13 protein-coding genes are annotated in these 14,077 nt (G+C 28.6%); 5 read left to right on the top strand and 8 right to left on the bottom strand.

Features of this window, described 5'->3' with window-relative positions; all coding sequences use genetic code 11:
- Positions 1-5: 5 nt before the first annotated feature.
- Positions 6-2,918, bottom strand: coding sequence for an excinuclease ABC subunit UvrA (uvrA, locus tag ABNK64_RS01715; RefSeq protein ID WP_349763281.1), 2,913 nt, complete (start codon positions 2,916-2,918; stop codon positions 6-8).
- A gap of 263 nt (positions 2,919-3,181) precedes the next feature.
- Here uvrA and ABNK64_RS01720 point away from each other — a divergent pair, with 263 nt between their 5' ends.
- The 4 genes from ABNK64_RS01720 to phnE all read left to right on the top strand — a co-directional run bounded on the left by ABNK64_RS01720 (position 3,182) and on the right by phnE (position 7,148).
- Positions 3,182-3,793, top strand: a complete 612-nt coding sequence (locus ABNK64_RS01720) for a MarC family protein (protein ID WP_291255862.1) — start codon at positions 3,182-3,184, stop codon at positions 3,791-3,793.
- Positions 3,794-3,986: 193 nt separating this feature from the next.
- Positions 3,987-4,862, top strand: a complete 876-nt coding sequence (locus ABNK64_RS01725) for a phosphate/phosphite/phosphonate ABC transporter substrate-binding protein (protein ID WP_349763282.1) — start codon at positions 3,987-3,989, stop codon at positions 4,860-4,862.
- A gap of 8 nt (positions 4,863-4,870) precedes the next feature.
- On the top strand, positions 4,871-5,602 hold the full coding sequence (phnC, locus tag ABNK64_RS01730; RefSeq protein WP_349763283.1) for a phosphonate ABC transporter ATP-binding protein: 732 nt from the start codon (positions 4,871-4,873) through the stop codon (positions 5,600-5,602).
- Positions 5,571-7,148: a phosphonate ABC transporter, permease protein PhnE gene (gene phnE, locus ABNK64_RS01735; protein WP_349763284.1), complete on the top strand. Its 1,578-nt coding sequence runs from the start codon at positions 5,571-5,573 to the stop codon at positions 7,146-7,148. The genes phnC and phnE overlap by 32 nt, the downstream gene beginning before the upstream one ends.
- Positions 7,149-7,230: 82 nt before the next feature.
- Here phnE and ABNK64_RS01740 read toward each other — a convergent pair whose 3' ends face one another.
- The 6 genes from ABNK64_RS01740 to ABNK64_RS01765 are packed head-to-tail and all read right to left on the bottom strand — an operon-like array spanning position 7,231 to position 11,911.
- Complete coding sequence (locus tag ABNK64_RS01740) at positions 7,231-8,259, bottom strand: SIS domain-containing protein (RefSeq protein ID WP_349763285.1); 1,029 nt, start codon at positions 8,257-8,259, stop codon at positions 7,231-7,233.
- Positions 8,260-8,292: 33 nt separating this feature from the next.
- Positions 8,293-9,378 (bottom strand): SIS domain-containing protein, encoded by a 1,086-nt coding sequence (locus ABNK64_RS01745; RefSeq protein WP_349763286.1) that lies wholly within the window; start codon positions 9,376-9,378, stop codon positions 8,293-8,295.
- Positions 9,379-9,390: 12 nt separating this feature from the next.
- Positions 9,391-10,203 carry a PTS system mannose/fructose/sorbose family transporter subunit IID gene (locus tag ABNK64_RS01750; protein ID WP_349763287.1) on the bottom strand — a complete coding sequence of 271 codons (813 nt, stop codon included), beginning with the start codon at positions 10,201-10,203 and terminating at the stop codon, positions 9,391-9,393.
- Positions 10,190-10,975 carry a PTS mannose/fructose/sorbose/N-acetylgalactosamine transporter subunit IIC gene (locus tag ABNK64_RS01755; RefSeq protein ID WP_291255853.1) on the bottom strand — a complete coding sequence of 262 codons (786 nt, stop codon included), beginning with the start codon at positions 10,973-10,975 and terminating at the stop codon, positions 10,190-10,192. Before ABNK64_RS01755 ends, ABNK64_RS01750 begins: the two co-directional genes overlap by 14 nt.
- Before the next feature lie 23 nt (positions 10,976-10,998).
- Positions 10,999-11,457 (bottom strand): PTS sugar transporter subunit IIB, encoded by a 459-nt coding sequence (locus ABNK64_RS01760; protein ID WP_291258706.1) that lies wholly within the window; start codon positions 11,455-11,457, stop codon positions 10,999-11,001.
- 37 nt (positions 11,458-11,494) lie between these two features.
- Positions 11,495-11,911 (bottom strand): PTS sugar transporter subunit IIA, encoded by a 417-nt coding sequence (locus ABNK64_RS01765; protein ID WP_349763288.1) that lies wholly within the window; start codon positions 11,909-11,911, stop codon positions 11,495-11,497.
- A 236-nt stretch (positions 11,912-12,147) separates the two neighbouring features.
- On the opposite strand from ABNK64_RS01765, the gene ABNK64_RS01770 reads away from it, so the two are divergent.
- The gene (locus ABNK64_RS01770; protein WP_349763289.1) at positions 12,148-13,338 is read left to right on the top strand and encodes a replication initiation protein; all 1,191 of its coding nucleotides are present in this window, start codon (positions 12,148-12,150) and stop codon (positions 13,336-13,338) included.
- Positions 13,339-13,397: 59 nt separating this feature from the next.
- Here the strand turns inward: ABNK64_RS01770 and ABNK64_RS01775 are convergent, their stop codons facing one another.
- A complete protein-coding gene (locus ABNK64_RS01775; RefSeq protein ID WP_349763290.1) occupies positions 13,398-14,036 on the bottom strand; it encodes a cyclase family protein in 639 nt (212 codons plus the stop codon).
- Positions 14,037-14,077: the final 41 nt, after the last annotated feature.

Genomic DNA, 14,077 nt, shown 5'->3' on the forward strand with positions numbered 1-14,077 from the left:
TTCTTTTAATCTAATTTTATCTCATCCTCTGCTACCTCTAATAACTCAAGTTTTTTCCTTCCTCTTCTCTTAGTAACAGGTATTATTTTCTCATTTTTTAATATTTTGTCTATATATTTTCCTGTATAACTTTTCTTTACCTTAGCTATCTCTTCTGGAGTTCCACAAGCTACTATTGTACCTCCTCTATCTCCACCATCTGGACCTATATCCACTATATAGTCAGCACTCTTTATCACATCTAAATTATGCTCAATTATCACTACACTGTTTCCCTTCTCTACCAATCTATTCAGTACTTCAAGCAACTTTCTTATATCTTCAAAATGTAATCCTGTAGTTGGTTCGTCCAAAATATAGATAGTTTTTCCCTTGGTCATTTTTGACAACTCTGTTGCCAATTTTATTCTCTGTGCCTCTCCTCCTGAAAGGGTTGTAGCAGGTTGTCCAAGTTTTATGTAGTCCAAACCTACATCTATTAAGACTTTCAATTTTCTCTCCAAACTTGGTATCGTTTTAAAAAATTCATAAGCCTCTAATACGCTCATATTTAAAACATCTGAAATTGTTTTTCCTTTGTAGAATACATCTAAAGTCTCTTTATTATATCTTTTTCCTTTACAAACTTCACACTCTACATATACATCAGGTAAAAAGTTCATCTCTATCTTTATTATCCCCGCTCCTTGACAAGCTTCACACCTTCCACCTTTTACATTGAATGAGAATCTTCCCTTTGAAAATCCATGAGCCTTAGCGTCCTTTGTTTCTGCAAATATACTTCTTATATCATCAAAAATCTTGGTATAAGTAGCTGGATTAGAACGGGGTGTCCTTCCAATTGGGCTTTGATCTATATTTATAACTTTTTCTAAACTTTCAATTCCCTGTATCTTTGAATACTCCAATGGATATAGTTTTCCTTTATTCAATCTATTAAAAAGTGCTGGAAAAAGAGTATGGTTTATCAAAGTTGATTTTCCACTCCCACTCACTCCTGTTACTACAGTCATAACTTCTAAAGGTATCTCTAAATCTATATCTTTTAAGTTATTTCCCTTAGCTCCATATATCTTTAAAGATTTTTCCCAACTACGTCTACTCTTAGGCACATCTATTCTTAACTCCCCTTTTAGATATCTTCCTGTAAGAGAGTCTTTATTTTTCATCACCTCTTTTGGAGTTCCGTGAGCCACTATTTCACCACCATACTCCCCCGCTCCTGGTCCTATATCCACTATTTCATCAGCTTGTAACATAGTATCTTCATCATGTTCTACTACTATCAATGTATTTCCTAAATCCTTTAATCTCTTCAAAGTAGCTAATAACTTATCATTGTCCTTTTGATGAAGTCCTATACTTGGCTCATCCAATACATACAGTACCCCTGTAAGTCCCGAACCAATTTGAGTAGCCAATCTTATTCTTTGAGATTCTCCTCCAGATAAAGTTTTAGTCTCTCTTCCCAAACTGAGATAATCCAGTCCTACATTTATCATAAAAGATAATCTTTCTCTAATCTCCTTCAATATCTCTTTTGCTATTTTTTCCTGCTTTGAAGTGAGAACTATCTGATTGAAAAAATTCAAAGCATCTTTAATACTCATCTCACACAGTTCCATTATATTTTTTTCATTGACAGTCACTGCTAAAACCTCTGGTTTTAATCTCTTGCCATTACATACTTTACAGACTCTTTCAATCATGTATTTATTCTCAATCTCCTCTTTCATTGATTCTGAAAAAGTCTCATAATATCTTCTCTCTAGATTTTTTACAGCACCCTCATACTCCTTATATCCATGGAATTGAAAATCTTCCCCCTCATAATCAAATCTAAACTTCTCCTCTGCACCATAAAAGACTATATCTAAATCTCTCTTTTTCATATCTTTTACAGGTATTGTTAAATCTATTTTAAAAGCTTTTGCCATAGATTTAAAAATCTCCCAACTATATCCCTTTCTTGTAGACGCTCCTGGAATATATATTCCTCCATCAAGAATAGATAGTTCCTCATTCTCTATCAATTTGTTCTCATCAACCTCTAATTTTTTCCCTATTCCTTTACATTCAGGACAAGCACCAAATGGAGCATTAAAAGAGAATAATCTCGGTGTTAGATCTGGTATACTTACCTCTTCATGATCAGGACAAGCATAGTTTTCACTATATGAAAAATCCTCACCATTAATATTTAATATCACCTTTCCACCAGAAAGTTCTGTTGCACTCTCTACTCCTTGAGTAAATCTGCTAATGAACTCTTTATCCTCTTTTTTCAGTACAATTCTATCTACTACCACCTCTATACTATGTTTTTTATTTTTATCTAAAGTTATCTCGTCCTCTAAATATAGTATCTCTCCATCAACTCTTGCTCTTACAAACCCTTTTTTTAATAGGTTTAGGAAAAGGTTTTTGTGAGTTCCCTTTTTATCCTTTACAACTGGAGATAAAATTATTACCTTATCCCTCTCCTCAAATCTCTCAATAGCTCCTTCTACTATCTCCTCTATACTCTGTTTCTCAACTGGCTTATTACAAATTGGACAGTGAGCAGTACCAATATGAGTAAATAACAATCTCATATAGTCATATACTTCTGTTATAGTTCCAACTGTCGAACGTGGATTTCTATTTGTTGTTTTCTGTTCAATGGAGATTGCTGGAGCTAACCCCTCTATACTATCTACATCTGGCTTTGTCATCTGACCTATAAATTGTCTAGCATAAGCTGAAAGACTCTCAACATATCTTCTCTGTCCCTCTGAGTAGATTGTATCAAAGGCAAGTGAAGATTTTCCACTCCCGCTCACTCCTGTAATTACCACAAATTTATTTTTAGGTATCTCTATATCTATATTTTTTAAATTATGCTCTCTTGCACCTTTTATAACTATTTTATCTAACAACAAACTCACCCCTTTTACTACTATCTCTTTTCATTGTATATTATACACTATTTTTATCTATTTTTAAAACTCTTCTATAATATTTCTTTGATATTTTAAGTTAATCTCTAGTATATTAAAGAAAATTGTGTAACATTTATGAAAGATATAATTTTCTTTTTTTCTATATAAAATTTAATTTTAAATACACTATTTATCAATTGACACATTTTACAAAAAGAAATATAATTAATGAAGTTTGAAAAATGGAGGGAAATTTTTTTATGGGTATTAATACAATATTTATAAATGCATTAACATTAATAGCTGTTTTAAATCCTTTTGGTAATGTTCCACTTTTTATAGGAATGACTGAAGGAATGGAGAGGGAGACAAGGGCAAAACTATTTAAATTGATTGCTCTTACTGGTTTTTTTATAACTTGGATATTCAGTTTGGTCGGAGAATTTCTGATGATCAATTTTTACAGAATCAATATGAATGAGTTAAAAATGGCTGGTGGTCTTATCCTAATTCTTATGGCTATCAAGAGTTTAATCTTTCCACCAAGAAGAAGAGCATCTGAAAAATCTTTATCTGCTGAAGAACAAATTAAACAAGCTATCATTCCAATGGCTTTTCCTATGATGGTTGGTCCTGGAAGTTTGACTACTGCTCTAATTGGACGTGCTGAACATGGACTAGTTTCTAACAGTCTTTCTATACTTATTGCCTTCATACTTATATTTTTAATCTTGATGATAGGTAGTTTACTTGAGAGAATTTTAGGAAAATTAGTTCTATATATTCTATCGAAAGTGATGCAGATATTTATAATGTCAATTGGATTTAGAATATTCTTTGATGGTTTTTCTCATGTTATAGATAAATTTTAAAATTACAAGGAGCTTTTAAGGCTCCTTTTTTATATAAATTATTTTGAATACCCCTTGAAAAAATATAGAAATTGGATTATACTTAAATTGTCGGAAATTATGTAATTTCTGGCATTTTGTAAAACTATATGTGGTTAACATTGATCCGTATAGTTAAGTTTAATAAAAAATTTTAGTAGGGGGTTAAGTTATTATGTGGAAAAGATTAAGTGTCTTTTTGGTTTTTTTGGTTGCAATTTTATTTGCTTTTACAGGGTGTGGTGATAAGAAGGATCCTAAAACTCTAAAATTGGGTTTTGTTCCTCTTATAGATGGTGATAAACTTATTGAATCAACAGCTCCACTTGCTGATGTTTTAAGTAAGGCAATAGGTAAAAAAGTAGAGATAGTCACAGCTACAAACTATGTGGGAATAGTTGAAGGAATCAGTGCTTCAAAGATAGATTTTGGAATTATTCCACCATTTGCATATGTGTTGGCTAACAAAGAAAGTAATGCTCAAGTAATTTTAAAAGCTAAGAATAAAAAGGGACAATCTTTTTATCGTTCTGAGTTCTTTGTAAATAAAGATAGTGGAATAAAAAGTGTAGAGGATTTGAAAGGTAAAAAAGTAGCTTTTGTAGATCCTTCATCATCTTCTGGATACCTTTATCCAGGTGCATTTTTAAAGAAAAATGGAATAGATTTAGAAAAAGATATTCAGGTTGTATATAGTGGTGGGCATGATAAATCTTTACAACTATTATTAAATAAAGATGTAGATGCTATTGCTGTATATGAAGGTGCTAGAGAAAAATATCAAAAAGAGTTTGATGGAATAATGGAACAAACTGAGGTTCTATGTTATTCAGACAACATTCCATATATAAGTGTTACAGTGAGAGGAGATATGACTCCTGAATTAAAAGAGAAGATTAAAGAGGGGCTTCTAAAAGGGCTTAATGGAGAAGATGGAAAAAAATTAACAATAGAACTATTCAGCCTATATGGATTTGAAGAGGCTCAAGATAGTGATTACGAAGGAATAAGAACAACTGCAGAGTTGATGAATATTGATTTAAGAAAATAGGAGATTAAATGCTTGAAATAAAAAATTTAGTTATAGAATACAAAGAGGTTAGAGCTGTAGATAGTGTTAATTTAAAAGTTAAATCTGGAGAGTTTATTGCTGTAATAGGTTCTTCTGGTAGTGGAAAATCTTCTTTGATGAAATCAATTAATCTTTTAGTAAAACCTAAAAGTGGAAGTATAAAATTGGATAATAAAGAGATGACAGATCTTTCCTCTAAAGATTTGAGATTAATGAGAAGAAAGATTGGATTTATATTTCAAGATTATAATTTAATCGACAGGTTATCTGTAATAGAGAATGTATTGACAGGAAGGCTTGGTTACAAGTCTTCCTTAAAATCTTTATTAGGAATTTTTTCTAAAGAGGAGTATGAGAAAGCTCAAAAAGCTCTTGAAAAAGTTGGACTTTTGGAGAAATCTTTTGTAAGAGGTAGTGAACTCTCTGGTGGACAAAAACAAAGAGTAGCTATTGCAAAAGTTTTAGTACAAGAACCCAATTTAATTTTAGCAGATGAGCCAGTAGCGAGTCTTGATATAAACAGTTCAAAAATTATTATAGAGTATTTTAAAAAGATAAATGAGGAGCAAGGGATAACAGTTATCATAAATATACATGATGTAAATATTGCTCTAAAGTATGCAGATAGAATAATTGCTTTGAAAAAAGGAAAGATAGTTTTTGACAATAAAAGGAGTGAAATAACTGATGATATCCTTAGAAGCATATATGAAGTCTAAAAGAAAAGAGAATTTAAAATATTTTTTGATAATATCCATAAGCATTCTCATCTTAGCTTATCTTATTGATACAAATATATTTATCTTTATAAAAGGTATTCCAGATATGATGAACCTACTATTTAGAATGATTCATCCTGATCTAACATACAATGAAACATTGATGACAGCTTTACTAGAAACAATAGAGATGAGTATTTTGGGATCTAGTTTGGGACTTTTTTTCTCCATTCCCTTTATCTTTGTGACAGCTGAAAATATAGCTCCCTCTAGATTACTAGCTTCTCTGTTAAATAAGTTTTTTTCGATAATAAGGACTATTCCGAGCCTTATTTGGGCAGCAGTTCTTGTTAGTATCTTCAGTATAGGAAAGTTTTCTGGAACGATAGCTTTAACTATCATTGGTTTCTTAATATCTCAAAAACTTTTAAGAGAGAGAATTGAGGAGATAAAAGAAAATGAGCTAAACTCCATAGAGGCTGTTGGTGCTAACAAAATCCAAATAATGTATTACTCTGTAATTCCAAATATAAGTAAACATGTTATAGCTATTTTTTTCTTAATCTTAGAGAGTAATATCAGAAGTGCAACTATACTTGGATTTGTTGGTGCTGGTGGAATAGGACAACTTATGTGGACACATTTAAACCATTTAAAATACAATATTCTTGCCACAATCATATTTATACTGTTTTTTATAATATTTATTATAGATTTTTTAAGTCTATGTATGAGAAGAGATATAAAAATAAAGTTATTCCAAATAAAAACTTTGACAACTTTTAAAATTGTAAAAATTTTAAAAAAAATTGTTCTTTTTTTTATTGTGTATATCTTTTTAAAAACAATTAACGATTATTTTTCAATAAGTTTTCAAAGATTAATAATCGGTATTATACAGGGAAAAAACATCTTTATAAGGATGTTACATCCTAATTTTCTATACATTCCAAAAATGATGAGTGGTATATTTGAAAGTTTGTATATAGCTCTATTTGCTACAATCATATCAAGTATACTCTGCTTAATTTTAAGCTATTTCACAGCTTGTAATAGTTCTAAGAGTAAGATAACATCTATTTTCTTTAAGATCTTTTCAAATATCCTTAGAACATTTCCTCCTATGATTGTAGCGATCATCTTTTTTAGAGGATTGGGACCAGGTAAATTTGCTGGAGCTATGGCACTTATTGTCTATACTACAGGTAGTATGACTAAAATATACAGTGAAATCATAGAAAACGTCAACCCTAATATTGAAGATAGTATTAAATCTACAGGTGCTACAAATGTAAGTGTTTATTGTTATGCTCTTTTAAAAGAGACATTCCCTTCATTTATAGGAGTAGCTCTTTATAGACTAGAGTCCAATATAAGAAATTCTACAATTTTAGGAATTATTGGTGCTGGTGGAATAGGTACTCTTTTGAATATGAATATAATTTGGAGAAATTGGGAAAATGTAGGAATGATGATACTTGTTATAGGTTTAATGATTGGTAGTATAGATACTATAAGTAGAAAAATCAGAATGAGAATGAAGTGATATTTTTAAGTTTGTATCACTAATAAAAAAGGAGTTTTCAAGTATATCTTGAAAACTCTTTTTTACTATTTTTAATTATTTATTAATAATCAAATTGTCTATAATAACGTCTTATATCTAAACTATGTTTTGTGTTATCTTCAAAGTGGAATGCTAAACGATCTACTAATACTGTTGAAGCTATTGTAGGTGCTATTATCCAACGATATTTCTCATCTATTCCTTCAAGAGTAAAGTCCATAGTATCAATTACAGTTAATTTTTTAGTATGCTCTTTTAAAAATCTCTCTGCTCTATCGTCTAATACTCTACATTTTCCTGAACCTTTTACTAAGAATACACACACATCATCTTCTACTAATTCTAATGTTCCATGGAAGAACTCTGAACTAGTTACAGATTTTGTTCTTAACCATTGCATCTCTTCCAATAAACACATTGAGAATAGATAAGTTTCTCCCCATGTTTCTCCATCTCCAACCCATATCATATATGGTTCTTTATAATAATTTTTAGCTGCTTCTTTTGCTACTGGATCAAATTTATATTTTGCTTCTAATAAGTTTTCTGGAAGTTTCATTAATTGATCTGCAAACTCATCATAATCTTTAAAGTCACCACTATTTTTTAATAATCTTAAGAATAACCAATATAGTAACATGTATTCGTATTCTACTCCATTTTCATGTCTCATTGGAATAACATATTTTGAAGCCTTTGCAAGTGGTGATTCTGGATTTTTAGTACAACAAACTACATCCATTCCATTTTCTTGACACCATTTTGCTATTGCTACAGTCTCTTTAGTATCCCCTGACTTAGAAAGTGTTATAATTACTGAATCTTTACATAATGATTTATGTCCTCTTACTAATAACTCTGCTGCTTGTTCTACAAATACAGGAATATCAGTTAATTGTTTTGCTATTTCTCCCATTGCTAACATTGGAGCTAAACTTCCACCTACTGCTGTAAAAAATATGTTTTTATATCCTTTTTTAGAAATTTCATCTGCAGCTGCCTCTGCTATTAGACGAGCCTCTCTGATTAAATCTGCACTTGTTCTGTACTCTTGTTCGTTGAATTTTAACATTTCTGAATATTTAGACATTTTTTTCCTCCTGTTTGCTGTTTATTTTAAATTTTAATTTATTTTGCTTTTTAATACTTTATCAAAATCATCAAAAATTCTAACTTCTAAATTTATCCCTTTTAAATTCGCAATTCTATAGCTCAATATTTGAATTGGAATTACTAATAAAATTACTAATAGATTCTCGTCTATCTCTTCATTCAATTCAAAATTTATATTTTTAAAATCTTCTTTTGCAAATCCAATTACAGAAGAAAAACCTACATATTTTTCCATATATTGTTTTAGTAATAGTAATCTTTGAGAAAATATCCCTTTCGAATTCAAATAAAATATATAGTGTTTTTTATTTGCTTCTAAATATGGTCCATGCATATACGATTCTAACTCAAATCCCTGTGAAGGATATCTAACCGTTTCTGTAAATTTAGTTTCAAATTCTTTAGCAATTCCTGTACTAGGTCCATAACCTATACATATAAATCTTTCTCCTTTTTCTAATAAAAGTTTATTAGTTTCAAAATAATTCTCTGTTTTTAAAATGATTTTTGGAATTTTTTCTATTATTTTTTTTATTTGAAAAATATTATTATTAAACTTCTCTACTGAAACCAACTCTTTCATTTTTCCTAAATATAAGGAGAATAGTATTATATTTAACACTGTAGCTGTAAATCCTTTTGTTACAAATCCTACATTTTCTATTTCCATATTCAATTCTAATATATAATCACTATACTCTACTATAGGACTACTTAAATTTGACGTTATAACCAATGTCTCTGCTTTAGTTTTAGATTTAATCTTTTCTAAAGCTTTTATAGTAGAAGCACTTCTTCCACTCTGTGAAATTCCAATTATTAAATCAAATTCATTATCAATCATTCCATAGTTAGTATAATTAAACGGTTCTTCAATAAAAACAACTGTCTTTAAATTTTCTTCTAATGTATATTTTATTGTTAATGCTGCATTCATTGATGAACCCGTTGCCAATATCAAAATATTTTTTAACTGTTTTTCTTTTAAAGAAAATAATAGATCTTTATTTTTTTCTTTAAATTCATTAAATATTTTTTCTAAAATTTCTTTTTCTCTATAGATATTTGTTAACATAGTTTCTTTTACTTCTGCCATAACTATTTCCTTCTAGAATATTCCTATAAAAGATCCTAAGATTCCAAATATAGCCATTCCTAATAAAATTGTTAATGGTTTTACATTTTTCCCTAATAAATAATATACTGCACCAAAAGTAGCTAATGGTAATATTCCTGGCATAATATCATTTAATATATTCTGAACTACTACTGCACCTTCCCCTTGACCAATTGCTAATGGTGTTGTTAAACTTACCATTTGAGAGGTCATTGCCCCAATTACAATAAGTCCTAAGATTGAAGCTCCATAAGTAACTTTTTTCATTGTTCCTGTTTTCTCTAATCTACTTAAAAACTCAGTCCCTAATCTATACCCCATCTTTGTAAAAATATAACGAATAATAATATGTGGAATGTTAAATATTAGTAAAAATATTATTGGTCCTAATATATTTCCTTTTAGTGCTAGTGATGTTCCTATTCCTGTTGCAATCAATCTTAAAGTTCCCCAGAAGAATGAATCTCCTATTCCTGAAAGAGGACCCATTAAAGCTGTTTTTATATTATTTATAGAATTCTCATCAAAACTATCCGACTCTGAATTTTCTTTTTCCATAGCTATAGAAATTCCTAACATTAAAGTTACAATATGAGGAGTCATATTAAAAAATTCCAAATGTCTTTTTAATGCTTTTATTAATCCCTCTCTGTTATCAGCATATAATTTTTTTAGTGCTGGAATCATTGCATATACATATGCCAAACTCATCTGTCTCTCATAGTTCCAACTGAATTCCATACTAAATGATCTTAAAAAAACTCTATTCAAATCTTTATCTGTTATTTTATTAGAAGTCTTCATCTTCTAATTCACCTCCTTGAGTATTTGAAACAGTTTCACGAACTCCAACTCCATTAGATGAAACATTTACTAAAATTATAGCTAATATGGCACCAAATATAGCTATTCCTGTTAATGGTATTCCTGTATATGCAGCTATAAAAAATCCTAAGAATAGATAAACAACTAACTCTTTATTTAAAAGTAATCTTGCTAACATTGCAAATCCTAGTGCAGGGATTATTCCTGTTGCCACTTCTAATCCTCTTTGAACAAAAGTAGGTATCATTTTTAATAAGTTAGTAATTACATCCCCTCCTAAATAAAAGGCAACAAAAGTGATCACTCCTAATAATAGAGATAACCCGAATCCAGATAAAAGATGCATTCTCTCAATTCCTTTACAATTTCCTTCACTTGCATAGTCATCAGCTTTATGCAACAACATTGGTATTATAATTCCATTGTACAAATTTTTCATTATCAGTGTGAATGTTGCAATTGGTAAGGCTAACAATAAAACTGTTTCAACTCCAGATTTTGAAGCTATTGAAAAAGCTATTGCTAATATTCCTCCTGTTATTACATCTGGTGGTAAAGAACCTCCAACTGAAAACGATCCAATGAAAGCCAATTCTAATGTAGCTCCCATTATAACTCCTGCTTTAATATCTCCCATTACAATTCCAGTTAATAAACCTGTAACTATTGGTCTACAAATTAAACTTGTTCCTAATGCATACTCACATTGAGAAACAAAAGCAATTAACCCCAATAAAAATGCTGTTATCATTTTGTATTCCCCCTTTTTATTTTTTAAAAAATTATTTTGCTATCTGTTGGAACCTGACGAATTTCTATCTCTATATTTTTATTTTTTAACTGATTCAACATTGTTTCATCTTCTGGAAAAAGATTTACTGCTTTAGATATATTTCTAGTCCCATCAGCAGCTTTAGTTCCACCTAAGTTTATTTGTTTTATCTCTTCTACTTCGTTAGCCAATAAGTAAGCATCTTTAACTGACTCTACTACTATAAATAATTTATATTTATCTGTTACACCTGATTTTAAAGCTTCAATAGAGTCTTTTATACTCTTTATTACTAATTTTACTCCTTGAGGTTTTGCTAACTTCATAGTAGTTTTTCTCAACTCATTATTTACCACGTCATCATTAGCAATTAAAATACAATCTGCTCCTATATTATTTGTCCATGAAAAAGCTACCTGTCCATGTAATAATCTATGGTCTACCCTTGTTAAAACTATCATGTGTGTCCTCCTTAATTTAATTATAAAGTATTAAAAATTAAAACTCTTCATCTTCCACCATTTTATCTATTTCTAAATTACAGTATTTTATTTCATTTTTTATATTTTCTAAAGATTTCATAATTAACTCTCTAGCTGTTGTATAACCATCTTGTTCACTCAACAACTCAATCATTAAAGGTAAATTTAATCCTGAAACAACATGTATATTCTTGTGATTTTCTAACTTCTGTAAGAATCCATTATTCACACTTCCACCATAAATATCTGTAACTACTATTAACTCTTCTCCATTAACTCCATTTATAATTTTCTCTATCTCTTTTTCTAAATCGAATTCCTTATTTGTATAACAACTTAATTCATTTAAATTTTGAAATTTTCCTAAAACAAGCTCAATGGATTCTTTTATTCCTTTTGCAAAATTTCCATGTGTAGCCATTAAAAACTTCATATTTACCCTCCTAGTGTTTTATTTCAGTTATTTTTCTATTATTTCTGTTCTTTTATTCTTGTTTCAAGTCTATCATCTTTTATATAACGTGTCAAACTTTTTAATATTGTCGTCTATTTTTATATTTTCTTTTCTCTATTTTTATAATATAATAAAGAGACAGACGCTTTTCTTTTACAATTAACGTTTTTTTTAAATAATATTGTCGTCTATTATATCAAGGGGGAACTTTTAAAATGGATAAAATTTTTTTAAAAAATAATCACAATTTAGACTTAGAGTTATCATATTATAAAAAATTTTCTAAAAACGATCATCTTTTTAAACAATATCTTATTAAAAATATTCTTTTATTAAAACAAAACACTTTTACATTTTCACAAGAAGAAATATTAAACTTACTTAAACTTGCTCATGGAGAGAGTTTTGATGAATTTTTAAATAAATTTTTTATGAAAAAAATCTATTTAAAATATAATATTCGTTCAAATGATCAATACTCATTTTTAGGAATATCTCCTATACTCTCTTTTTCAAAAATTGGTACTACATATAGCATTACTTTAAGTGATACTTTTTTTAACATAATCTTAGAAAAAGAAGATCTTTCAAAAAAATTACAACTAAGAACTCTCCTTAGTTTTTCTAATCCTTCTGTTCAAAAAATTTATATATTACTTAAAGCTAGTAAACATCTTGTTATTAATTTAGATGAATTAAAAGAGCTTTTTAACATTGAAGATAGCTATGAAAGATTTTATGATCTTGAAAAAAAGATCATTCTACCAACTATAAATGAGATAAAAAATATAACTTCTTTTGAAATTGATTATAAAAAAATCAAAAAAAATATCGCTAAAAATAGTAAGGTTACAAGCATTGAACTCTCTATAATCAATATTGAGGCTAGTGAAATTTTATTAAAGAAGATTATTAAATATTCAAATAATATTCCTCTAATAAAAAAATTATTTTATAAATACTCCTCTATTTATAATTTTGAAGATATTACTCTTAATATTGAATATGCTATCAAACACTATAAAGATGATTTTGATTCTTACTTGATCAAGTCAATAAAATACAACTATGCTAAAAATAAATTTAAAAATAAAATTAGAGATCTTGTTAAAAAATATAAGCTAATAATTAATATTAATCAGAAATACGAATCTTTAGAGGAATTTAGAAATAGCTTATTTGAAGAGATAAAAAGAAATAAAATTATAAAATTACAACTTAATCTAAATTTATTGAAATTTAGTTATATTAATTCTCCAAATATCATAAATAATAAAATTTATACTTGTTTTTATCAAGAACTTAATATTGATAACTTTTGTTATTATGAAGATGAACAATGGATTATTTTAGGAGAGTTTAACGGAAATATTTCTAGTAATATTGCTATTTTAAAAAAATATTAATAAAACTGCACCTTATCTTAATATCTAAGATTCGGTGCAGTTTTTATTAATTATTCTCTCTACTCTTCTATAGCTATAACTCTCACAGGTCCACCATCTATCCCTTTTATCTTCAATGGTAAACAGATTATCTCTACTATCTCTTTAGAAATTTGATCTATATTACATAAATTCTCCATTATATATATCTTATTTGATCTAAGTAGAGTTTTATGTACCTCAAGAAATGGATCTCCATACTTATCTACACTGAAAGTATCTATCCCCACAGCTTTTATATTTGAATACTCACTTATTTTTTTAGCTAAGTTTAAACTTAAATATGGGTGTTCGTAGTACCTCTTTTCTCCCCAATATCTATCCCAACCAGTATTAAAAACTATAAAATCTATGTTAGATAGCTCTTTTTCATAATTTTTTAATATATCTTCTCCCATCTCTCCCTCATTTTTCACTCTAATTATGAGAGCCTTTCCTACAAAATTTTCAATCTCTAACTCATCTACATTTTTATAGCCAGAAAATATATGAGAAGGTGCATCCATATGAGTTCCAACATGAGTATCTATATTTATATTAGTTTCCTTATAACCGTGTGCCTCATAGAATTTAGTCTGTCTAAATAATGCAACATCTTCATTATCATATTTTGTTAACTTCTCATCATAAATATGTGATAGATCAATAATTTTTTTCATACAACATCTCCCCTTTTAAAAAAAATAGGCCTGAGTATGAT

The organism is Fusobacterium sp. SYSU M8D902, assembly GCF_040199715.1.
Taxonomy (GTDB): domain Bacteria; phylum Fusobacteriota; class Fusobacteriia; order Fusobacteriales; family Fusobacteriaceae; genus Fusobacterium_A.

Bases quoted from the DNA above. Each gene is read 5' to 3' on its own strand.
- ABNK64_RS01720 (WP_291255862.1), top strand. From the start codon at position 3,182: ATGGGTATTAATACAATATTTATAAATGCATTAACATTAATAGCTGTT.
- ABNK64_RS01725 (WP_349763282.1), top strand. From the start codon at position 3,987: ATGTGGAAAAGATTAAGTGTCTTTTTGGTTTTTTTGGTTGCAATTTTA.
- phnC (WP_349763283.1), top strand. From the start codon at position 4,871: ATGCTTGAAATAAAAAATTTAGTTATAGAATACAAAGAGGTTAGAGCT.
- phnE (WP_349763284.1), top strand. From the start codon at position 5,571: ATGATATCCTTAGAAGCATATATGAAGTCTAAAAGAAAAGAGAATTTA.
- ABNK64_RS01740 (WP_349763285.1), bottom strand. From the start codon at position 8,259: ATGTCTAAATATTCAGAAATGTTAAAATTCAACGAACAAGAGTACAGA.
- ABNK64_RS01745 (WP_349763286.1), bottom strand. From the start codon at position 9,378: ATGGCAGAAGTAAAAGAAACTATGTTAACAAATATCTATAGAGAAAAA.
- ABNK64_RS01750 (WP_349763287.1), bottom strand. From the start codon at position 10,203: ATGAAGACTTCTAATAAAATAACAGATAAAGATTTGAATAGAGTTTTT.
- ABNK64_RS01755 (WP_291255853.1), bottom strand. From the start codon at position 10,975: ATGATAACAGCATTTTTATTGGGGTTAATTGCTTTTGTTTCTCAATGT.
- ABNK64_RS01760 (WP_291258706.1), bottom strand. From the start codon at position 11,457: ATGATAGTTTTAACAAGGGTAGACCATAGATTATTACATGGACAGGTA.
- ABNK64_RS01765 (WP_349763288.1), bottom strand. From the start codon at position 11,911: ATGAAGTTTTTAATGGCTACACATGGAAATTTTGCAAAAGGAATAAAA.
- ABNK64_RS01770 (WP_349763289.1), top strand. From the start codon at position 12,148: ATGGATAAAATTTTTTTAAAAAATAATCACAATTTAGACTTAGAGTTA.
- ABNK64_RS01775 (WP_349763290.1), bottom strand. From the start codon at position 14,036: ATGAAAAAAATTATTGATCTATCACATATTTATGATGAGAAGTTAACA.